Genomic DNA, 17,490 nt, shown 5'->3' on the forward strand with positions numbered 1-17,490 from the left:
TAAAAGGAGATCGCAATGACGTTACCGAGTGGACATCCGAAAAGTAGAATGATCAAGAAGTTTATGGCTCTTGGCCCCTACATCCGCGAAGAGCAGTGCGAAGAGAATCGCTTTTTTTTCGACTGCCTGGCCGTGTGCGTTAACGTAAAGCCAGCGCCGGAGAAGCGCGAATTCTGGGGATGGTGGATGGAAATGGAAGCCGAAGCGTCACGCTTCACCTATAACTACCAGTTTGGCCTGTTCAATAAAGAGGGCCACTGGCAGGCGATGGCGATTAAAGATCCTGAAGTGGTTCAGCGCCTGGAGCATACCCTGCGTGAATTCCACGAGAAAGCCCGCACGCTGCTGGCGACGTTCGATCTGAAACTCGAGCCTGCTGATGATTTCACCAACGAGCCGGTGAAGCTGACTGCTTAACGTCCGACGCGAAAACAGACAATAAAAAAACCCGGCCATACAGCGCCGGGTTTTTTATTTCGCTAAATCAGAACTGGTAGGTCATGCCCAGGGCAACGATATCATCGCTGCTCACGCCCAGTTTATTGTCGTCATCGATCTGGTTGATTTTATAATCAACAAACGCGGACATATTTTTGTTGAAATAGTAGGTCGCGCCGACGTCAATATATTTCACCAGATCTTCATCGCCGATGCCTTCAATATCCTTGCCTTTAGACTGGACATAACCCAGGGACGGGCGCAGACCAAAATCAAACTGATATTGTGCAACCGCTTCGAAGTTCTGTGCTTTATTGGCGAAGCCACCGGAGATTGGCGTCATATTACGCGTTTCGGTATACATGGTCGCCAGGTAAATGTTGTTTGCGTCATATTTCAGACCGGTGCCCCAGGCTTCAGCTTTTTCACCTTCGCCACGTGCCAGCAGGTTCTGGGCATTGGTGCGGTCAGAGTTGGTGTAAGCGCCGCTGATGGCGAAATCGCTCCCACCGAAATCATAGGTCAGAGCGGTACCGAAACCGTCACCGTTCTGTTTCTTCGCTTCGCGTCCTTCGTTTTTACCCTGATATTGCAGGGTCAGGTCCAGACCGTCGATGGCGCCGAAGAAGTCGGTATTACGGTAGGTTGCCAGGCCGCTGGCGCGTTTGGTCATGAAGTTGTCGGTCTGCGCGGAAGAGTCACCGCCGAATTCCGGGAACATGTCGGTCCAGGCTTCAACGTCGTACAGGGCACCGAGGTTACGACCGTAGTCGAATGAACCGAAGTCCTTCAGCTTAATACCGGCAAAGGCCAGACGGGTTTTCTGGGAAGAGTCGCTTTCGGTTTTATTGCCGGAGAATTCAGCTTCCCAACGGCCATAGCCGGTCAGCTGTTCATTGATTTGAGTTTCGCCTTTAAAGCCGAAACGCACATAAGTCTGGTCACCATCTTTGGCATCATCATCGCTGAGATAATGCATGGCTTTCACTTTACCGTACACGTCCAGTTTATTGCCGTTTTTATTAAATACTTCGGCTGCCTGTACAGATGAAGTTGCTACAACGCCCATGACCACTAATGCCAGAGTACTCTTTTTCATTTTCAATCCTGGTTTCTTATAAACGCGCTAATATTCGCTGAACAGTAAGCTCATGCTTTTGTTCCGTGAAAAAACAGGAAGGGTTTTAACTTTCTGAAATGAACGTTTTATGACAATTCCAGAATAAGTTTAAAAAAGGGTATTTTTTTATTTCAGTAATAAAAGTGTCAAAGTTTGCCGCTACGCTTCCTGATCCCGCGCAACAAAGTCGTAGCCTGTGTGTTAAGGCGGTTGGCAACGGGCCCCAGTCCTGATAAAAAGTCTGATTGATATCATTTCCCTTATTGTTAAACGGCAGAGAATCATGAGTGACAGCCAGACGCTGGTGGTAAAACTCGGTACCAGTGTGTTAACAGGCGGATCGCGCCGCCTTAATCGCGCCCACATTGTCGAACTGGTGCGCCAGTGCGCACAGCTGCATGCCGCAGGGCACCGTATTGTGATTGTGACCTCCGGGGCGATTGCCGCCGGACGTGAGCACCTGGGTTACCCCGAACTCCCCGCCACTATTGCCTCCAAGCAGCTGCTGGCGGCCGTGGGTCAGAGCCGCCTGATTCAGCTCTGGGAACAGCTGTTCTCTATCTATGGCATACACGTCGGGCAGATGCTGCTGACCCGTGCCGATATGGAAGACCGCGAGCGTTTCCTGAACGCCCGCGATACCCTGCGCGCGCTGCTGGATAACAACATCGTGCCGGTCATTAACGAAAACGATGCGGTCGCTACCGCAGAAATCAAAGTAGGTGACAACGATAACCTCTCGGCGCTGGCGGCGATCCTGGCGGGCGCAGATAAGCTGCTGCTGCTTACCGATCAACAGGGGCTGTTCACCGCTGACCCGCGCACCAACCCGCAGGCTGAGCTGATCACCGATGTGAAAGGCATCGACGATGCGCTGCGCGCCATTGCCGGCGACAGCGTGTCGGGCCTCGGCACTGGCGGCATGGGCACCAAACTGCAGGCCGCCGACGTGGCGTGCCGGGCGGGTATCGACACCATCATCGCCGCCGGCAGCCGTCCGGGCGTAATTGGCGATGTGATGGAAGGCATTTCCGTTGGAACCCGTTTCCACGCCGAAGCCACGCCGCTGGAGAACCGCAAACGCTGGATTTTCGGCGCACCGCCTGCTGGAGAGATCACCGTTGATGAGGGGGCCACCGCCGCGATTCTGGAACGAGGCAGCTCATTGCTTCCAAAAGGAATTAAAAACGTGACAGGCAACTTCTCCCGTGGTGAAGTGATCCGTATCTGTAATCTGGAAGGGCGCGACATTGCCCACGGCGTCTGCTGCTACAACAGCGACGCGCTGCGCCGTATTGCAGGCCACCATTCACAGCAGATCGATGCCATTCTCGGCTATGAGTATGGCCCGGTTGCTGTCCATCGCGACGATATGATCATCCGTTAAGGAGCAGGACATGCTGGAACAAATGGGCGCCGCTGCCAAAGCCGCCTCGTACAAACTGGCGCTCCTTTCCAGCCGCGAGAAAAACCGCGTGCTGGAAAAAATCGCAGAGTATCTGGAAGCCCAGTCTCACGAGATTTTGCTCGCCAACGAGCAGGATCTGCTGGAAGCCCGCCGCAACGGTTTGAGCGACGCCATGCTCGATCGCCTGGCCTTAAACCCCGCGCGCCTGAAAAGCATTGCCGACGACGTGCGTCAGGTGTGCAGCCTGGCCGATCCGGTCGGGCAGGTGATTGACGGCGGGCTGCTGGACAGCGGCCTGCGCATCGAGCGTCGCCGCGTGCCGCTTGGCGTAATCGGGGTGATCTACGAAGCGCGCCCGAACGTGACCGTTGATGTCGCCTCCCTGTGCCTGAAAACCGGCAACGCCGCGATCCTGCGCGGCGGGAAAGAGACCTGGCGCACCAACGCCGCCACGGTGAAAGTGATCCAGCAGGCGCTGGAAGAGTGCGGCCTGCCCGCCGGTGCGGTACAGGCAATTGAAAGCCCGGATCGTGCGCTGGTTAACGAGATGCTGCGGATGGACAAATACATCGACATGCTAATCCCGCGCGGCGGGGCAGCGCTGCACAAGCTGTGCCGCGAGCAGTCGACGATCCCGGTGATCACCGGCGGCATCGGCGTATGCCATATCGTTGTCGATGAGACTGCCGAAATCGAACCGGCCCTGAAGATCATCGTCAACGCCAAAACCCAGCGCCCGAGTACCTGTAACACGGTGGAGACGCTGCTGGTGCATCAGGCTATCGCTGACCGCTTCCTGCCTGCCTTAAGCCAGCAGATGGCACAAAGCGGCGTTACCCTGCACGCCGACACCCATGCGCTGACTCAGCTGAAAGACGGCCCGGCGAAGGTTGAGGAAGTGAAAGCTGAACAGTACGACGACGAGTTCCTGTCGCTGGATCTGAATGTGAAAGTGGTTGCCGATCTGGACGACGCCATCGCCCATATCCGCGCCCACGGTACCCAGCACTCGGACGCGATCCTTACCCGCACCCTGAGCAACGCCAACCGCTTTGTGAACGAAGTGGATTCGTCTGCTGTGTATGTGAACGCCTCCACCCGCTTCACCGACGGCGGCCAGTTTGGCCTCGGCGCAGAAGTGGCGGTCAGCACCCAGAAGCTGCACGCGCGCGGCCCGATGGGGCTGGAAGCGCTGACCACCTACAAGTGGGTCGGCTTTGGTGACGATACCATTCGGGCATAATCCCCTACGCGGGCGGCCTCTGCTGCCCGCGCTATCCTTGTGAATTCTGCTCTATCCGTTCCTGCGCCGCCGAGTCCAGGGCGGCGATTTGTTCCTGCAATGCCGCCAGGCTGAGCGGCCTGCTGATTAAATAACCCTGGGTTTCATCGCACTTCATCATCATCAGCTTCTGCAGCTGCCCTTCGGTTTCCACCCCTTCAGCCGTAATAGTCAGCGAGAACGCTTTGCCCAGGCCGATAATATTCTCGACGATGGTATTGGCGCTGTCGCTTTCCGGCATGCCGTCGATAAAGGATTTATCCAGCTTGATGCCATCGAACGGGAAATTGCGCAGATAGCTCAGGGAGGAGTAGCCGGTGCCGAAATCGTCCATCAGCAGCTTCACGCCCAGTTTCTTCAGCGCCAGCATAATTTCGAGGCTGTTTTCAGGGTTCCACAGGGTGGCATTTTCGGTAATTTCGATCTCCAGCCGGGCCGGATCTAACTGCGACGCCTGCAGCGCATCCCTGATGCGGTCCACCACCTGCCAGGACTGGAACTCGACGGCAGAGATATTCACCGAGACAGAGAGGCCGTGCAGCGTCTGCTGCGCGTCCCGACAGGCGGTTTTCAGCACCCAGTCGCTGAGCGGAATAATCAGCCCGGTCTCTTCGGCAAGCGAAATAAACTGATCCGGCATGATCAGGCCAAGCTCGGGGTGATCCCAGCGGATGAGCGCCTCCACGGCGATGATCCGCGACGAGTCATGCCCGTAGCGCGGCTGGTAGACCAGACGGAACTGCTCTTTTTTGATCCCGTCGCGCAGGCTCTCTTCCATCTCCCGGCGCTGTACCATCTGCTCGGCCATTTCAGGCATATAGAACACCCACCTGTTGCGCCCGGTGCTTTTGGCTTTGTACAGCGCGATGTCCGAGAAACGCAGGAGCTCGCCCGCATCGACGGCATCATGCGGCGCCATGGCGATCCCGATGCTGGCCCCGATCACGATCTCATTCCCGTTGATCAGGAAGGGGCGCGTCAGTTCGGCAATAATGCGTTCGCACAGGGTATCAATGTACCGCCGGTCATGAATGTCGGAGATCACCAGAATAAACTCGTCGCCGCCCTGGCGCGCCACCAGATCGTAATCGCGGATACAGTGCCGGAGCCTGGCTGAGACCTCATGCAGCACGGTATCCCCGGCGCCGTGACCGAACAGATCGTTGACCGGCTTAAACTTATCGAGATCGAGGCTGAGCATCGCCAGCGGATGCGCCTGGGTGGGCTGCGCCTGTAGCTTGCCCTCCAGAAACTCGCGCATCCGCACCCGGTTGGGCAGCCCGGTGAGTTCGTCATGACGGGAGAGATACTCCACGCGGGCCTGGGCTTCGACCTCCAGGGTGACATCCGTGGCGGTGCCGCGGTAGCCGGTGATTCCCTCCGGGGTGATAACCGGTTTGATCGCAATATGGCAGTAGCGCTGGTGGCCCATCGCGGAGAGATAGCGGCAGTGCAGCAGGCGGCGATGGCCCGTCTGGCCTGGCTGGGTGATCCACTCCGCCAGCGACTGATTGTCTGCGGCCATAAAATCGCTGAGCGAGCGACCGATCCAGGCCGATATGCTGTGCCCGGTAATGCCGGGAAAACGCTCGGAAAGCCAGGTAAAACGCAGCTCTGGATCGGTCTCCCAGATCCAGTCCGTGGTGGCCTCGGCGACGTCACGAAAACGGCGTTCGCTGGCGGTAAGTGCAAGACGGTTCTGCGCCAGCAGGTAGGTGTTTTCATCATACATCCGCGCCTTTTTCAGCGCGTTGCGCCCCAGCATCAGGCCGGGGATCGCGGTAAAGAGCGCCAGCAGGACCAGCAGCGGCAGGATATAGAGCAGCAGCTCCCGTCCCGGGTTCTCGCTTTTCCACTCAAAAGTGATTTGCTGGCCATCAATGGGAAGCGTTGCCACCCCGCGTCGCCCTGCCAGCTTCGGGGCACCCTTGTGCTGCACGCGGGTCTGGGCGATGCCGTACTCTTCCCCCAGCGCGACGAGCTTACGGTCATCCAGCACATCAACAAACACCAGCACCGAGGCCGGGCCGGGAGCAACCTGGATACTTGAGTCGTCACCCGTTGTGATGCGCGCTGCGGCCACCAGCGCCGGATGGCCGTTCCTCATTACCACCGTACTGGACAGTGGGATAGCGTCCGGCTTGTTTATTTTCTGAATCAGCTCGGGTAAGGGGTCGTCTCCTAGCCAGGATTGCAGAGAGTCTTTCACCAGCTTGCCGTCAACCACGCTGTAACGGGTCTGCCCGTTACCGTCCAGCACGAACAGCCCTTCATACTCAAAATCGCGCCACAGCGTGGCCCCCATGTTCTGACGGGTATAGGCCCAGTCGGTATCCACCCTCGGATGAAGATGCTGGTAGGCTTCGCCCCACCAGGCGTAGTCTTTGATATGGGTGGTGAGCGTATCAACCCGGTTATGGATCGCCTTTTCCAGCAGCATGGCGCTGTGCTTGTCGCTGTCCTGATTGATGTTTCGCACGATCGTCAGCAGCGCGATGATGGCGATGATAAACAGCACTGACAGCAGGGAAAACATCAGCACAAGGGCGCGTTTGATTAAGGTCGCTGTCCTTTTCGGCTCGAGGTCCGGGCCGGATATGTCATCGGTGACAAAAAATTTATGCATTATTTACCCACTCTCTCAGGCATTTCTGTGTTCCGATCTAATTAATATCGACCTGTTCTGGCGGGGCTTGATTTCAAAAAGATAAATTTGAAGATAGCCGATCCTGGAAGGAAGAGGGGAGATGGCGTAACTGGCGCGAGCAAATTGCCGCAAAATGTGACGAGTATGCGTTATGGAAGAGCGAAAGACGGGGTGTAATCCCTTTATTATGTATGGTTTTTGCGCGTGTTGGTGTAAAAAACAACGACTAAAAGGTGAGGGGTTGACGGGGTGGGCGCTTTTTCTTACCCTTTTACACCGTAGTCTCTCTCCTGAAAGCCGATATAGCTCAGTTGGTAGAGCAGCGCATTCGTAATGCGAAGGTCGTAGGTTCGACTCCTATTATCGGCACCAGAAAATTCAATTAGTTACGTGTTATTCGTACCCTCCTTGCTTTCCATGTGGGACAGATTTGGGACGCAATCGCCAAAAATCGAGTCGATTTGTTTGGCATGTTCGGTCAGGTGATTTGGTGCCAGGTGTGCATATCGGCGTACCATTTCGATAGACTCCCACCCGCCCATTTCCTGCAGCACAGATATCGGGACTCCGGCCTGAACTAACCAGCTTGCCCAGGTGTGTCTCAGATCGTGAAATCTGAAATCCTCAATGCCTGCTCGCTTTAATGCTGCCCGCCAGGCGGTGTTGGCGTCATACCGCATCTTCCTCACGGCTGGCGCTTTCGTTCCGTCCGGCTTAGTGCAGCTCTCCTTATATACGAAAACCCATTTGTGGTGACTTCCTATTTGTCTTTTCAGCACGCGACATGCAGTATCATTCAGTGCCACGCCAATGGCCTGATTCGATTTGCTCTGCTCCGGGTGTATCCACGCCACCCGGCGCTGCATGTCAATCTGCTGCCACTCCAGATTGATGATGTTCGACCGACGAAGTCCTGTAGCCAGCGCAAACTCGACAACAGACTTCAACGGTTCCGGGCATTCATCAATCAGCCTTTTGGCCTCGTGAGGCTCCAGCCACCGGATGCGTTTATTCTTCGGCTGGGGAACCTTGACGATCGGCGCCTTATCCAGCATCTTCCATTCACGTTCTGCTGCCCGAAGAAGCGCCTTGATAAATGAAAGGTGTGTGGCCTTTGTCGCCACCGATGCCGGGCGCGGAACGTAGTCAGGAGTTTCCTTGCCTTTCTTCGTCTGCGCCGCGTTCATCAGTTTCCAGTTTTCCTCATGCCTCCGGTTGATCATCTTCTGTATGGCGGCATAGATCCGCGATTCAGTGATGTCCTTCAGCTGCATGCCGGCGAAATGCTGGAGCCAGAATCCGATCCGGCTCTTGTCATCATCCAGCGACTTCTTGTGCGCCTTCTCCTCAAGCCACCTGACACAAGCATCCTCAAATGTCATGTCAGGCACTTCACCCAGCTTGCTTACCCGCCAGGCTTCGGCCTTTAACTTGTCATGGAGTTCCGTGGCCTGCCTTTTGTCCTTTGTCCCAAGAGACTGCTTAAATCTTTTGCCGTCCGGCAATGTGAAGCTGGCGTACCAGGTTTCACCTCTGCGGAAGAGTGACATATTAATTCCTCTCGTATGCCATCGCCCGCGCTCACCTGGACAGTATGCAGCGGTGACTTGAGCGCCGCAATGCAGGCCTGTCGGGTTGTGAGGTAAGGGGATTTTGGTTTAGATGGGTCTTTGCGGGTTGCCTGCAGTCTGCCGGTGCGGATCCAGTTCGCAGCTGTCGGTCTGGATATCTGTAGAAATGCGCAGGCCTGATTGAGTGTTAAGCTGAGTGACTCCACCGCGACCTCCTATGCATACCACTTGTCGATTTCATCGTATTCCTTTACGACATCTTCATATCCCAGCGCCTTAAGCAGGTCGCATATCACATCATCTGCGTTGCAATGCGCGATTTCTTTATCACCCAAGCTCTGCAGAATCTTTAATTTGTTGATAGCCTCTTCACGCGTCATAGGTTTCTCCAGGAAAAAAGAAGCCCTCGCAATGGAGGGCTGAAAGGGGGATAACGTGGCAGTGCATTCGCACCCAATAGCCGACTCGATGGAACCGGCTATCAGTTGCGTCAATCTTCGTCGACATCATCATCCCAGTCTTCGTCGTAATACGGCGAGGCCAGCAGGGGATTTGTTGCTGACAGCATTTCACCTGCTGAACCCTGCCTTTGAAGTCGACGAAGAGCTTCGTACAGCTCGAATGCCTCTGTTCGCTCATCACCAATGCCGAGGGAACACGCTACCTTGTGCGCCTCTGTAACCAGAGTTGACAGCTGACTACGAATATCCTGAATAGTGCTCATATATCTCCTCATGCCGCACGCATAGCGCGCAGCCGTTTGATATGTTCTGCTGTTTCAATTTCTTCTTCGATAAGCGCGGCCTCTGCTTTGGTCAGAGGTTCGAACTCGTTTTGAAAGCGCATCATGCTGGCGATGCCGCGGCGACCCTTCCGGGTGTAGTGGACGACTTCATGAGTGGCGCGGAGGATTTTGCATGGAGAGCCGAACAAATCGGCATACCACGTATTAGGCTGGATTATCCTGAACATTGGATGACCCCTGCATTTTGAGGAAGGTAATCATTGCGGCTCGGAGTGGGTGTGGATGTGCTTCTCCGTCAATCTGCCATTCAACACCGTCAACCCAGTACGCATCTGAGGACGCAAGCCACATGCCATGCTCATACTTGACGAGTGAAATGCCATTGTTTTGAATAATCGGCCATGCGTCCGCCGGGTTGTTGCAGTAGTCATTGATGACCAAATAACCAGAATCAGGGTTATTTGCATTGTCTCTCGTTAATTTTGACACTTCGCAGTTAATCTCAAAGTCACTCATCTTGCTGTAATCCATCACTCTTCATCCTCCAGGTCAGCCACGGCATCCATTACATCGGATCCGCGAATCATCTCAAACGCCCGGCAAGCCATTTCAAAACACAGCCGCTCATGTGGGTGAGGTGATTCCCAGTACTCGAACCCAGCGCGATGCGAATAGCCCTGCATGGCGTAAAACTCCCCAGCCAGTTCTATTGCGGCGTCAACCAGCTCGCGATTGGTCATTAACTTTTTCACTGAATCCCCCTCTGCTTATTCCGTAACTCCATCTCACCCTGGCATTCCACGCACATCGTGCATCCCGGATACGCTTTCCGGCGAGCATCACTGATCGCTTCATCGCACTCAGCACAGTGCGTTGCCGATACCGCATCACGGTTAATCCTGTGAGCGCTCAACGCAGCATTACGCTGCAACTCTTCGACGGCTGATGCGTCGTCTGCAAAATCTGCCATTAGCGTGCTCTCCTGCGTTTCTTGGCTGCCCGACGAGCTGATGCAACTCCAGTTTTCCTGCTGCCAGTCGGATGAGTATTGCTGGCAAAAAATTGAGGAGATACTTCAGCGGGCCCCCACGGCTTAACTGGCGCCGACAGAGCAAGCATGGATACCGCTATTGCTAACATTGATTTCTTCATGGTCACTCCCGGAACTGGTCATTGATGCGGCTGACGGCAAACGCCAGCAATAAAAAAGGCCGCATTAGCGACCCGGTGATTTGTGCTGTCATGAGAGTCAGGCCGTTAGTTCGTCGGGAATATTTACTTCGTCACCAAGCTTCAGGGATACCAGCGCCCGGCAGAATGATTCCAGATAGGTAAGGCCATAACCTATTCCAGTTTTCGATACGTCATCCTCAAAGGTTGATATTTCTGTACGTATCTTTGCCTGGCAAATGGTGATTACTGGCGAATGAGCTTCAATCAACGGTCCTCCATGCTGCCATTCCGATGATGGATAAAATCTGTGTAGCGAATGTCCATTTGAGACTACGCACCCACCGCCAAGATTAATCCTCGGCCTTATTTCACCCACAGCTAAAGCCACAGCCAAATCCAATAAATCGCCTCGCAGTTCTTCCGTTTTAATCTTCACGCAGCCTCCCGCTTAACCAGTAACTTGGTGCCAAACTCCATCAGCACATCGCGCTCCACTGTCGTAAACTCACAATGAGTTCTTGGATAGGGCCGCCAAATAATCAGGATGGAGCCTTTGCTGTTACCGCTGACCGGTTTGCCTGTGACCGGGTTGATGAATGCCAGCCGCCCGGCAGTTATGAATCGCACCTCGCTGGCCGTCTCGACAGCCTCACGGAACCACCCGACGGACGTATCAGCCGGAACCAGCATGACGGTGCCGATCTGGTTCTTACTCTCCGCTGCGGCTTTCTTCACGAATGGCGTGATGTCGCTATAAGGTGGATTCAACCACGCGTATCCTGGAATGGTGAGGTAATCGGCCCATGGCGTTTCCAGCGTGTTCTGCTCGACTGTGATGAACTTGCGACACAGCGTGTTGTGAGGAGCTGCTGCTGCGTCCAACTGAAAGCAGAACTCAGCATCGAGCGCGGCGAACAATGCCGGTGGCGTACGCCATAAATCACGCTGATCTGCTGGCGTATTACTTCCGGTGTAATCGGTCATGCCGCCTCCCACTTAGTTACCGCCTCTGGGTCATGCTTATCCCACCCGTTGCGCTCGATATTGGCCTGCAGGCGGCGATCACCCACCTCCTCCATGCTGCGCCCGGTCATCTGTGCGACCTGGTTATTGTTGTAGCGCCACAGGAGCGCCAATTCTTCTCGTGACCACTGTTTCATCAGTCGTTCCTCACATGACCGAAGCGACCGATATAGTCACGGTCACGGTCGGTTAAATTCGCTCTCATAGCTCATGCATCGCCACGGACAAGCCGCAAGCTGATGCTTTCTCGCTTGCACATTTGGCGGAGTGACTCGTATGAGCGGTTGATTTTTCTGGCGATATGCTTTGAATGGATGGAGCCGGCCATTTCCCTGACAGATGCGATGTCTGATACATCCCATGGCCTTCCGTGGCTCATTTGGTTAGGTCGCAGCTCGTATACGTCCTTACGCTTGTACATTCCCTTCAAGCTCCTTTTTGCGGATGCCGTATACCTCGTTGAGCTTTTTCTCATGCTCAGGGTGCGCTGCTAATGCCGCCTTCGCCCGGCTGTAAGCCGCCTCGAGCGATGCAAGGTCAGCCTTGATTGCGTTGTCACTGAACCAGGTTAGAATTGCCTGCGGATCGGTGATTTTTGGCTGTTGTGATGCTGCTTTTGTTTGGACTTCCAGCTTCTCTATGTGGAACTCTGAGCGCCGACCTTTTGCAGTGGCCAGCATTAACGAAAATGCCGCGTCAATGTGGCTCATTGCCTTTATCTTGATTCCGCCAACCGCAACGCCGCCAAACTTAACGCTTGGGTCGCCATAAAGAGTCAGGGATCGACCAACCCATGAATGCCCGTCACAGCCCCATCCCTCAACCAGAATCTTGCGCATTGTTTTAGATGGCTTGTACGGTTTGCCGTCATATCCTTCCAAATGAATATGTACCGGCTGCTCGTTATTACCTCTGCGAACAGCCAAAACAACAGCCGTAATGCTTCTGGACTGAACATCCTCAAAATTAAGCTGATCTGACTTTGGAATTATTGTTTGTGAGACATCCATCATAAAAACACCTCATCTGAATATTTTTCATCCAGCAGATAGGCTGGCACGTTAATTTCGTTGGATGGCAGGACGATCCCCTCGTATTTAATGGTTTCATCCTCCATGCATTCTTTGATTTTCCATAGCGCGGAGAACATCTGCTGGCGACCGAGCTCTAACGACTCCTCGCCGATGTAGTACATGCAGTTGCGATAAGGGGCAGTGTTCTCGATGGCGAAGAATGCAAACTGATTGCGTTCGATGCCGGTCGCCAGCTTGAGAACGTAGAGATAGAAGGCCGCCTGAATGTGATAGCGATACTGGCCGAATGCGTTGCTGAATCCGCGCTCAGTGGCGTCGCGGCAGCTCTTAACATCCAGCGGGTATGGCGCATTGTCTGCCAGCCGGTCAAAGCGGCATTTCAGATCAAGGCCTGTTTCTTGGCAGGTGGCGAACATCGAAATCTCAGACGCTCCTGGTGACGCCATGTAGTCCATAAAGTCGTCATTCATCCGCGACGATTCGAGCATCCGGGTTACGGTTTCAACTTCACTGCCAACCAGTATGTATTCCGGGTTAGTGCATGACGCTTCCAACTTGTATTCCTTTGACGCCCTTGAGGTCACATGAGCCATCAGCGTGTAGTCTTTCCTGAACAATTCAGGTTCGAGCAGGGCTGCGTGAATGGCGCTGCCGAGGTGGGCAGACTTGCTGCCCTTGAATGGGTTGAAATAGAGATTGGCCGGGCTGTCGCTGACTGCCTTAACCGATGTTGAGCCAATAGCTGGGTCGGCATGATAGTCCGCGTTGGACATGCCGCGATAAACACCTGCTTTCATGGTTTTATTCCTGTCAGAATGGGCAGCCGGTGCGGTGCTCCCAGTCATGCTCCGCCTGGGCGTAGGCCAATGCCGAAACGAAGTCGTTATATGCCTCGGCAGCTTTATCGCTGCGAAGTCCCTCGTATGGGCTGGAGTCGATCGGCACGGAGAAGTGGAAGAGTCCGGACGGCTCTTTTGGCATCATGTCGATGATTTCCTGCGCCCGGTCTTCGATCCACTTCTCTTTCTCGTCGGTTAACTGCTGCTCGACCCAGCGACGATCCTCTATGTGGTCGTATGCGCGATATGCGGCCATGGGTTACTCCTGAATTCTGTTCGTGCGTCACCCGGCACCGATTGGCTGCCAGATGTGAAATGGGGTGGGGGTTACTCGGTTGGCGGAGGTGGTAGGGGCATCCAGTGCGTTACCTTACCTGGCACGACATCGTGGCAGTCGAATGATTTCCAGTCATCGCCATCCCACCAACCCTGCCCGATATCGAAGCCGTTGGACGTGATTACTGTCACCATCACTTCAGGCATCCTTTCACTGCACTTAATCCATTCCATTGCAGCCTCCACGCTTATATCTCGGTATGCCCATAGCTACGCGCATCTTTTCCATGGCTCGCTGCCAGAGCTTCCCGTCGCCAAGAACCTGAGCTATTGCCAGCTCACCCTGGGCCACCTGTAACAGGTAATGATTGATGGTCATGATTGTTTCTCCACCTGCTCAAGCAACCCGGCAAAAGCCATCTGCTGACGGTTCAGGGTTATGGATTCACGCGGCTTATCGACTGAACTCAGGCGCCACTCGTTATCGTTTAACTTCGATGCGGTGTACTGCTTGCCGTTGTGGGTGACGGTCATGAGGCCTCCCGCTTTTCTTTGATGTCGGCGCGGAGGTGAATCTCTTTTCCATCAGCTGCCGGAAACACCAGAACATCGTCTCGAACCGCGAGAAGGTGGGCCACTGCGAAGAGCGCCTCGTCAGTCACATCAAACTTCTCGCCAGTGAACTGACGAACTCCGGGCGCCAATTTGCTTGGCTTTGACCGACCCGCAAAAATACGCTTAGTCAGCCCTGAAAAACCTACAGTAATTGGATTGCTCATAATCATCTCCGCGCTTAAGCCGCGCCGCTGAACGTTAAAAAACCCTGCGCATATAGCGTTTTATTTCCGTTGGCGGTGGATGGCCGCCGTCTCATAACTGAGCAACCTCTGTGAAGTTGCTGGGGTATGAGGTAATAAAAAACCCGCCGGAGCGGGTTATTCAGATGCTGCTTTCAACTTGTTGAGGAGGTTCGACGCCGCCTCTGCATCAGGCCTTGTGCAGCAGTCGAACACTGCATAGCTCAGCTCGCCAATGTGCTTGTAAACCGTCCAGAACTTCGCTTCTTCATCACTCACGCGCTCAACTTCACCATCGCGCTCAATCGCGCCATGAACGAAATACTCATCCATACCCTTACCCTCTGTAGTTACCCGCTAAAAGGCCGCGTTATGCGTCCTGTTCAACTTTCTTAAGCGCTGATGTACGCGGGAAGTATTTCTTTGGTTTTGCCTTAGAGCCAGATGGAGGCGGCACCTCAACCACATAGCGATCTGGCTTCCCTTTCGCTGAGAGAACGCTGATTACGGTTCCCGTCTTGGTTTTCCAGCTGCCAGCTGCCTGACTCTTCCATGTCACAACGTCACCTTTCTTAAATTCCATACCCCCACCCCTTTGTTTATTCACCGCAGGCCACTCGACCCGCTCGATTCGTTATGTGCGTAATGCTTGCGCCGGGCATCGCGTATCTTCTCCAGCTCGCAGTTCTTCGCTGACTGGTGATACTTGCTGATGTGGCAGACCGGTGTGCGTGGATCGAAGTCACGACCGCATACCGGGCACTTGATGCTGTTCTTCATGGGCCACCTCAGCGAGCGGTGACTTGCTTGGAATTGCGATAACCAGCTGCATAGAGAGCAACCTCTGGCAGGCAGCTGGCACCGCCTGTGTTTGATTCGCGCAGACTGCCGAGCGAAGTGGCCCGTAGTACGCGATTACTGCAACCCTCTGACAAGCGTGAAAATGCACGCTCTATCTTCTGGCAATACTCTTTACGCTCGCGGTGCTCAGCTGCGCGTTTAGCCTTGTAACGCTGTCTTGAGTTCATATCAGTGTCCTCAGTAAGTGCTTGGGGGTGTGCTGGGCTACTGCTTTTCTGCGCTCAAAGCAGCTTGGCGAGTCTTGCTTGCATCCGTCTTGGCTAAGCGCACTCACAGCGCTACTCAGGTGGTTTAGCTTGCATCTCGTATGGCTCATCCAGCCACACCCCGAAGCACTTTCTTCGGCCTCCCCGCAACAGGGAGGAATCATGTTTTTAAATAAGCAGCCAGACTTCCTGTCCGGCGCGGCTCAACTTCCTGTGCCGCATCGATGTTTCGTTTCGATGGACTTATAATAGCTATGAGTATTATTAATAGCAATACGTATTGATATTAAGTAATAGCAAATAATATTAAAGTCATGATAACTAAATGAATTTATTTTTGTAAAATGTGCATGCTATGCTGAGAAAAAGATCAGAAGAGGTGCCGTATGAACATCAACGAAGATAATGCTGGCCTGATTCTCAACGCCTTAGGGCTGGCGGTGGTGGATTTGATTATTAGCGGCACCCCGATCAGCAGGGATAACCTGGTGGAGAGGCTGGAGCGTACCCGTCATGAAACCGGCAATGTGATAGGGAAAGGGGCAAACAGGGATGCGGCGGAGTTGGTGAGGAAGGGGCAATAAAAAAGCCCGCACGGGCGGGCAGGTAGTGTTGCGATAGTTATTATTATCAGCTTCAGGCTGGATAGTTATCGGCAGAATGGCGGATAGCTTTATGGGTGGGCAATAAAAAACCCGGCGCTGTGGCCGGGTTGTTAGGCGACGAGTGATTCTATCCAGGTGTCTCTACTGTGGAAAGGAAGCACTAAAGCCGTGTCATTGAAAAGCAACGATAACTGCTGTAACTCCGGCGTTAACCCATCACTATCAACAATTACAAATCTGTTGCTTATGGCTGGGACTGCCTGGCTCAAGTCGACTATCTTACCCACGGTGGAGTGCGCGGTATTCCAGCCTTTACTGCTGGATAAGCTGACTGTAAACCCTCGCTTTGGTGCTACAAGTGGAGACTCATTTCTTAAGGTTAATGGGACGGTAATGTTATGCCCGCTAATTCCCCGCACCTTCTCTTTAAGAGCCAACCTTGTGCCAATACCCACGGATTTTAGATAGCTAATGACGCATTTTTCAAACTTATCATCTTTAACTTCCGCATACCAATCAGCGGTTTGAGCTGACGCCAGAAGCCCGCCTCTTATGACGCTAGCTGTAACTTGCCCGACGGAAAGCTCGTCAGCCCAAGCGGATATTTCGCCAGCATCATTCAAAGTGATCCCCTGCGATGCAAGAGATGACCTTATCAAGTCAATTTTCTTTTTTGTCAGGTGGATGCCTCGAGCCTCAATGTTCATCAGCGTGTCGCAGTAGTCGGTGATCCTGTACTGCCCACTCATTTCTTGAACAAAGACGCTGATTTGTTCGCTGTCGTCATAGTAAGTAAATGGGCTAACAACGCGCAGCAACGTGTCGCTCATAGGGTGACATTCAAACCCGAGCTTAGATATTACAGTTGAACACGTTACATTTCCCATGATAGCTGACCTGATTTATCTTGATTTGGTAAAGGCGGATGGCCTTCATAAGTGATATTAAGCGCCAGGCAAAAATAATTCCAGTAGCCCAAAAAGTCATCCGGACTGATGTCGGTATCTAGTCTGAGTGCTATCTCCTCTCCGGCCGCTTCGAAGTACATGTGATAGTGCGGGCCGCGAGCAACCTCAACAAAGTCAGGATGATTAATGATAGATCGATTGCGGTGAGGTTTATTGTCAGCCGGGTACGGATCGAGAGCATAAATTCGCTTATCGTGAAAAAACATGACAAACGAAAGTTTCACAATATCAACACCTTCAACGATTGGTGCGCGCCAATGCAGCATAAATCTTATGCCTGTTATTGGGTTGCCATTTTCATCAAAAGCTTTGAGATCTAATTTGAACCAGATCGGGGTTCGGCCCTCACTTCCATTCCAAGTAACACCGTTGAACGTTACCTGTTTGGGGCGAGAAATGGCCTGATCAACCTCTTTCTGGGTAGGCTTAAAATCACCTTTTTTAGCCACTGATTGATATCATCCTGAATATTATTGTCATGTGAGTGCTTATGGCAG

General features: G+C 53.6%; 28 protein-coding genes and 1 tRNA gene. 5 read left to right on the top strand and 24 right to left on the bottom strand.

Translation table 11 applies throughout. The features are described 5' to 3' along the window. Window positions 1-15: 15 nt before the first annotated feature. Window positions 16-417, top strand: coding sequence for a sigma factor-binding protein Crl (crl, locus tag GNG27_RS04525; RefSeq protein ID WP_142488341.1), 402 nt, complete (start codon window positions 16-18; stop codon window positions 415-417). A gap of 67 nt (window positions 418-484) precedes the next feature. Here crl and phoE read toward each other — a convergent pair whose 3' ends face one another. Beyond that, window positions 485-1,537 carry a phosphoporin PhoE gene (phoE, locus tag GNG27_RS04530; RefSeq protein WP_156262962.1) on the bottom strand — a complete coding sequence of 351 codons (1,053 nt, stop codon included), beginning with the start codon at window positions 1,535-1,537 and terminating at the stop codon, window positions 485-487. A 304-nt stretch (window positions 1,538-1,841) separates the two neighbouring features. Here phoE and proB point away from each other — a divergent pair, with 304 nt between their 5' ends. After that, the gene (gene proB / locus GNG27_RS04535) at window positions 1,842-2,945 is read left to right on the top strand and encodes a glutamate 5-kinase (protein ID WP_156262963.1); all 1,104 of its coding nucleotides are present in this window, start codon (window positions 1,842-1,844) and stop codon (window positions 2,943-2,945) included. A 10-nt stretch (window positions 2,946-2,955) separates the two neighbouring features. Further along, on the top strand, window positions 2,956-4,209 hold the full coding sequence (proA, locus tag GNG27_RS04540; RefSeq protein ID WP_156262964.1) for a glutamate-5-semialdehyde dehydrogenase: 1,254 nt from the start codon (window positions 2,956-2,958) through the stop codon (window positions 4,207-4,209). 31 nt (window positions 4,210-4,240) lie between these two features. On the opposite strand, the gene GNG27_RS04545 is transcribed toward proA, so the two are convergent. Further along, the gene (locus tag GNG27_RS04545; protein WP_304599204.1) at window positions 4,241-6,874 is read right to left on the bottom strand and encodes an EAL domain-containing protein; all 2,634 of its coding nucleotides are present in this window, start codon (window positions 6,872-6,874) and stop codon (window positions 4,241-4,243) included. A gap of 317 nt (window positions 6,875-7,191) precedes the next feature. Here GNG27_RS04545 and GNG27_RS04550 point away from each other — a divergent pair. After that, window positions 7,192-7,267: transfer RNA gene (locus GNG27_RS04550), tRNA-Thr, on the top strand. A gap of 14 nt (window positions 7,268-7,281) precedes the next feature. Here the strand turns inward: GNG27_RS04550 and GNG27_RS04555 are convergent. From GNG27_RS04555 to GNG27_RS04645, 20 genes are all read right to left on the bottom strand, one after another. After that, on the bottom strand, window positions 7,282-8,400 hold the full coding sequence (locus tag GNG27_RS04555) for a site-specific integrase (protein ID WP_231600451.1): 1,119 nt from the start codon (window positions 8,398-8,400) through the stop codon (window positions 7,282-7,284). Continuing rightward, window positions 8,322-8,672: a helix-turn-helix domain-containing protein gene (locus tag GNG27_RS04560; RefSeq protein ID WP_231600424.1), complete on the bottom strand. Its 351-nt coding sequence runs from the start codon at window positions 8,670-8,672 to the stop codon at window positions 8,322-8,324. The genes GNG27_RS04555 and GNG27_RS04560 overlap by 79 nt, the downstream gene beginning before the upstream one ends. Window positions 8,673-8,681: 9 nt before the next feature. Beyond that, on the bottom strand, window positions 8,682-8,846 hold the full coding sequence (locus tag GNG27_RS04565) for a hypothetical protein (protein ID WP_156238534.1): 165 nt from the start codon (window positions 8,844-8,846) through the stop codon (window positions 8,682-8,684). 110 nt (window positions 8,847-8,956) lie between these two features. Beyond that, window positions 8,957-9,190, bottom strand: coding sequence for a hypothetical protein (locus tag GNG27_RS04570; protein WP_231600425.1), 234 nt, complete (start codon window positions 9,188-9,190; stop codon window positions 8,957-8,959). Between the two features lie 8 nt (window positions 9,191-9,198). Further along, entirely contained in the window at window positions 9,199-9,438 is a 240-nt protein-coding gene (locus tag GNG27_RS04575) for a DUF4222 domain-containing protein (RefSeq protein WP_156262967.1), read from the bottom strand. Further along, window positions 9,416-9,742, bottom strand: a complete 327-nt coding sequence (locus tag GNG27_RS04580; RefSeq protein WP_156262968.1) for a phage protein NinX family protein — start codon at window positions 9,740-9,742, stop codon at window positions 9,416-9,418. Before GNG27_RS04580 ends, GNG27_RS04575 begins: the two co-directional genes overlap by 23 nt. Continuing rightward, the gene (locus GNG27_RS04585) at window positions 9,742-9,951 is read right to left on the bottom strand and encodes a hypothetical protein (RefSeq protein WP_156265044.1); all 210 of its coding nucleotides are present in this window, start codon (window positions 9,949-9,951) and stop codon (window positions 9,742-9,744) included. Before GNG27_RS04585 ends, GNG27_RS04580 begins: the two co-directional genes overlap by 1 nt. Window positions 9,952-9,959: 8 nt before the next feature. Then, window positions 9,960-10,181, bottom strand: coding sequence for a TraR/DksA family transcriptional regulator (locus tag GNG27_RS04590; protein WP_156262969.1), 222 nt, complete (start codon window positions 10,179-10,181; stop codon window positions 9,960-9,962). Window positions 10,182-10,460: 279 nt separating this feature from the next. Further along, on the bottom strand, window positions 10,461-10,820 hold the full coding sequence (locus GNG27_RS04595; protein ID WP_156262970.1) for a DUF2591 family protein: 360 nt from the start codon (window positions 10,818-10,820) through the stop codon (window positions 10,461-10,463). Next, window positions 10,817-11,368 carry a phage N-6-adenine-methyltransferase gene (locus tag GNG27_RS04600; RefSeq protein ID WP_156262971.1) on the bottom strand — a complete coding sequence of 184 codons (552 nt, stop codon included), beginning with the start codon at window positions 11,366-11,368 and terminating at the stop codon, window positions 10,817-10,819. Before GNG27_RS04600 ends, GNG27_RS04595 begins: the two co-directional genes overlap by 4 nt. Beyond that, window positions 11,365-11,544: a hypothetical protein gene (locus GNG27_RS04605; RefSeq protein WP_156262972.1), complete on the bottom strand. Its 180-nt coding sequence runs from the start codon at window positions 11,542-11,544 to the stop codon at window positions 11,365-11,367. The genes GNG27_RS04600 and GNG27_RS04605 overlap by 4 nt, the downstream gene beginning before the upstream one ends. Window positions 11,545-11,814: 270 nt before the next feature. Beyond that, window positions 11,815-12,420 (bottom strand): hypothetical protein, encoded by a 606-nt coding sequence (locus GNG27_RS04610; RefSeq protein ID WP_231600426.1) that lies wholly within the window; start codon window positions 12,418-12,420, stop codon window positions 11,815-11,817. Next, window positions 12,417-13,238 carry a PD-(D/E)XK nuclease-like domain-containing protein gene (locus GNG27_RS04615; RefSeq protein WP_156262973.1) on the bottom strand — a complete coding sequence of 274 codons (822 nt, stop codon included), beginning with the start codon at window positions 13,236-13,238 and terminating at the stop codon, window positions 12,417-12,419. The genes GNG27_RS04610 and GNG27_RS04615 overlap by 4 nt, the downstream gene beginning before the upstream one ends. Window positions 13,239-13,251: 13 nt before the next feature. After that, the gene (gene gamL, locus GNG27_RS04620; RefSeq protein ID WP_156262974.1) at window positions 13,252-13,536 is read right to left on the bottom strand and encodes a host nuclease inhibitor GamL; all 285 of its coding nucleotides are present in this window, start codon (window positions 13,534-13,536) and stop codon (window positions 13,252-13,254) included. Window positions 13,537-13,607: 71 nt separating this feature from the next. After that, window positions 13,608-13,790 carry a DUF551 domain-containing protein gene (locus tag GNG27_RS23855; RefSeq protein WP_156262975.1) on the bottom strand — a complete coding sequence of 61 codons (183 nt, stop codon included), beginning with the start codon at window positions 13,788-13,790 and terminating at the stop codon, window positions 13,608-13,610. Continuing rightward, entirely contained in the window at window positions 13,777-13,935 is a 159-nt protein-coding gene (locus GNG27_RS04630; RefSeq protein ID WP_114387872.1) for a host cell division inhibitory peptide Kil, read from the bottom strand. Before GNG27_RS04630 ends, GNG27_RS23855 begins: the two co-directional genes overlap by 14 nt. Next, window positions 13,932-14,090, bottom strand: a complete 159-nt coding sequence (locus GNG27_RS23440) for a hypothetical protein (protein WP_197090559.1) — start codon at window positions 14,088-14,090, stop codon at window positions 13,932-13,934. Before GNG27_RS23440 ends, GNG27_RS04630 begins: the two co-directional genes overlap by 4 nt. Next, the gene (locus tag GNG27_RS04635; RefSeq protein ID WP_156262976.1) at window positions 14,087-14,335 is read right to left on the bottom strand and encodes a hypothetical protein; all 249 of its coding nucleotides are present in this window, start codon (window positions 14,333-14,335) and stop codon (window positions 14,087-14,089) included. Before GNG27_RS04635 ends, GNG27_RS23440 begins: the two co-directional genes overlap by 4 nt. Window positions 14,336-14,491: 156 nt before the next feature. Continuing rightward, window positions 14,492-14,686, bottom strand: coding sequence for a hypothetical protein (locus GNG27_RS04640; RefSeq protein WP_156262977.1), 195 nt, complete (start codon window positions 14,684-14,686; stop codon window positions 14,492-14,494). 37 nt (window positions 14,687-14,723) lie between these two features. Further along, complete coding sequence (locus GNG27_RS04645) at window positions 14,724-14,936, bottom strand: hypothetical protein (RefSeq protein WP_156262978.1); 213 nt, start codon at window positions 14,934-14,936, stop codon at window positions 14,724-14,726. Between the two features lie 870 nt (window positions 14,937-15,806). Between GNG27_RS04645 and GNG27_RS04650 the strand changes: the two genes are divergently transcribed. After that, window positions 15,807-16,004: a hypothetical protein gene (locus GNG27_RS04650; protein WP_156262979.1), complete on the top strand. Its 198-nt coding sequence runs from the start codon at window positions 15,807-15,809 to the stop codon at window positions 16,002-16,004. A gap of 131 nt (window positions 16,005-16,135) precedes the next feature. Here the strand turns inward: GNG27_RS04650 and GNG27_RS04655 are convergent, their stop codons facing one another. Beyond that, window positions 16,136-16,855, bottom strand: coding sequence for a DUF1828 domain-containing protein (locus tag GNG27_RS04655; RefSeq protein ID WP_231600427.1), 720 nt, complete (start codon window positions 16,853-16,855; stop codon window positions 16,136-16,138). A 44-nt stretch (window positions 16,856-16,899) separates the two neighbouring features. Further along, window positions 16,900-17,442 (bottom strand): hypothetical protein, encoded by a 543-nt coding sequence (locus GNG27_RS04660; RefSeq protein WP_136779982.1) that lies wholly within the window; start codon window positions 17,440-17,442, stop codon window positions 16,900-16,902. Between the last annotated feature and the right edge of the window lie 48 nt (window positions 17,443-17,490).

The sequence above is a fragment of the Leclercia sp. 119287 genome, from assembly GCF_009734485.1.
GTDB lineage: Bacteria > Pseudomonadota > Gammaproteobacteria > Enterobacterales > Enterobacteriaceae > Enterobacter > Enterobacter adecarboxylatus_C.

Bases quoted from the DNA above. Each gene is read 5' to 3' on its own strand.
- crl (WP_142488341.1), top strand. From the start codon at position 16: ATGACGTTACCGAGTGGACATCCGAAAAGTAGAATGATCAAGAAGTTT.
- phoE (WP_156262962.1), bottom strand. From the start codon at position 1,537: ATGAAAAAGAGTACTCTGGCATTAGTGGTCATGGGCGTTGTAGCAACT.
- proB (WP_156262963.1), top strand. From the start codon at position 1,842: ATGAGTGACAGCCAGACGCTGGTGGTAAAACTCGGTACCAGTGTGTTA.
- proA (WP_156262964.1), top strand. From the start codon at position 2,956: ATGCTGGAACAAATGGGCGCCGCTGCCAAAGCCGCCTCGTACAAACTG.
- GNG27_RS04545 (WP_304599204.1), bottom strand. From the start codon at position 6,874: ATGCATAAATTTTTTGTCACCGATGACATATCCGGCCCGGACCTCGAG.
- GNG27_RS04565 (WP_156238534.1), bottom strand. From the start codon at position 8,846: ATGACGCGTGAAGAGGCTATCAACAAATTAAAGATTCTGCAGAGCTTG.
- GNG27_RS04570 (WP_231600425.1), bottom strand. From the start codon at position 9,190: ATGAGCACTATTCAGGATATTCGTAGTCAGCTGTCAACTCTGGTTACA.
- GNG27_RS04575 (WP_156262967.1), bottom strand. From the start codon at position 9,438: ATGTTCAGGATAATCCAGCCTAATACGTGGTATGCCGATTTGTTCGGC.
- GNG27_RS04580 (WP_156262968.1), bottom strand. From the start codon at position 9,742: ATGGATTACAGCAAGATGAGTGACTTTGAGATTAACTGCGAAGTGTCA.
- GNG27_RS04585 (WP_156265044.1), bottom strand. From the start codon at position 9,951: ATGACCAATCGCGAGCTGGTTGACGCCGCAATAGAACTGGCTGGGGAG.
- GNG27_RS04590 (WP_156262969.1), bottom strand. From the start codon at position 10,181: ATGGCAGATTTTGCAGACGACGCATCAGCCGTCGAAGAGTTGCAGCGT.
- GNG27_RS04600 (WP_156262971.1), bottom strand. From the start codon at position 11,368: ATGACCGATTACACCGGAAGTAATACGCCAGCAGATCAGCGTGATTTA.
- GNG27_RS04605 (WP_156262972.1), bottom strand. From the start codon at position 11,544: ATGAAACAGTGGTCACGAGAAGAATTGGCGCTCCTGTGGCGCTACAAC.
- GNG27_RS04610 (WP_231600426.1), bottom strand. From the start codon at position 12,420: ATGATGGATGTCTCACAAACAATAATTCCAAAGTCAGATCAGCTTAAT.
- GNG27_RS04615 (WP_156262973.1), bottom strand. From the start codon at position 13,238: ATGAAAGCAGGTGTTTATCGCGGCATGTCCAACGCGGACTATCATGCC.
- gamL (WP_156262974.1), bottom strand. From the start codon at position 13,536: ATGGCCGCATATCGCGCATACGACCACATAGAGGATCGTCGCTGGGTC.
- GNG27_RS23855 (WP_156262975.1), bottom strand. From the start codon at position 13,790: ATGGAATGGATTAAGTGCAGTGAAAGGATGCCTGAAGTGATGGTGACA.
- GNG27_RS04630 (WP_114387872.1), bottom strand. From the start codon at position 13,935: ATGACCATCAATCATTACCTGTTACAGGTGGCCCAGGGTGAGCTGGCA.
- GNG27_RS23440 (WP_197090559.1), bottom strand. From the start codon at position 14,090: ATGACCGTCACCCACAACGGCAAGCAGTACACCGCATCGAAGTTAAAC.
- GNG27_RS04635 (WP_156262976.1), bottom strand. From the start codon at position 14,335: ATGAGCAATCCAATTACTGTAGGTTTTTCAGGGCTGACTAAGCGTATT.
- GNG27_RS04640 (WP_156262977.1), bottom strand. From the start codon at position 14,686: ATGGATGAGTATTTCGTTCATGGCGCGATTGAGCGCGATGGTGAAGTT.
- GNG27_RS04645 (WP_156262978.1), bottom strand. From the start codon at position 14,936: ATGGAATTTAAGAAAGGTGACGTTGTGACATGGAAGAGTCAGGCAGCT.
- GNG27_RS04650 (WP_156262979.1), top strand. From the start codon at position 15,807: ATGAACATCAACGAAGATAATGCTGGCCTGATTCTCAACGCCTTAGGG.
- GNG27_RS04655 (WP_231600427.1), bottom strand. From the start codon at position 16,855: ATGAGCGACACGTTGCTGCGCGTTGTTAGCCCATTTACTTACTATGAC.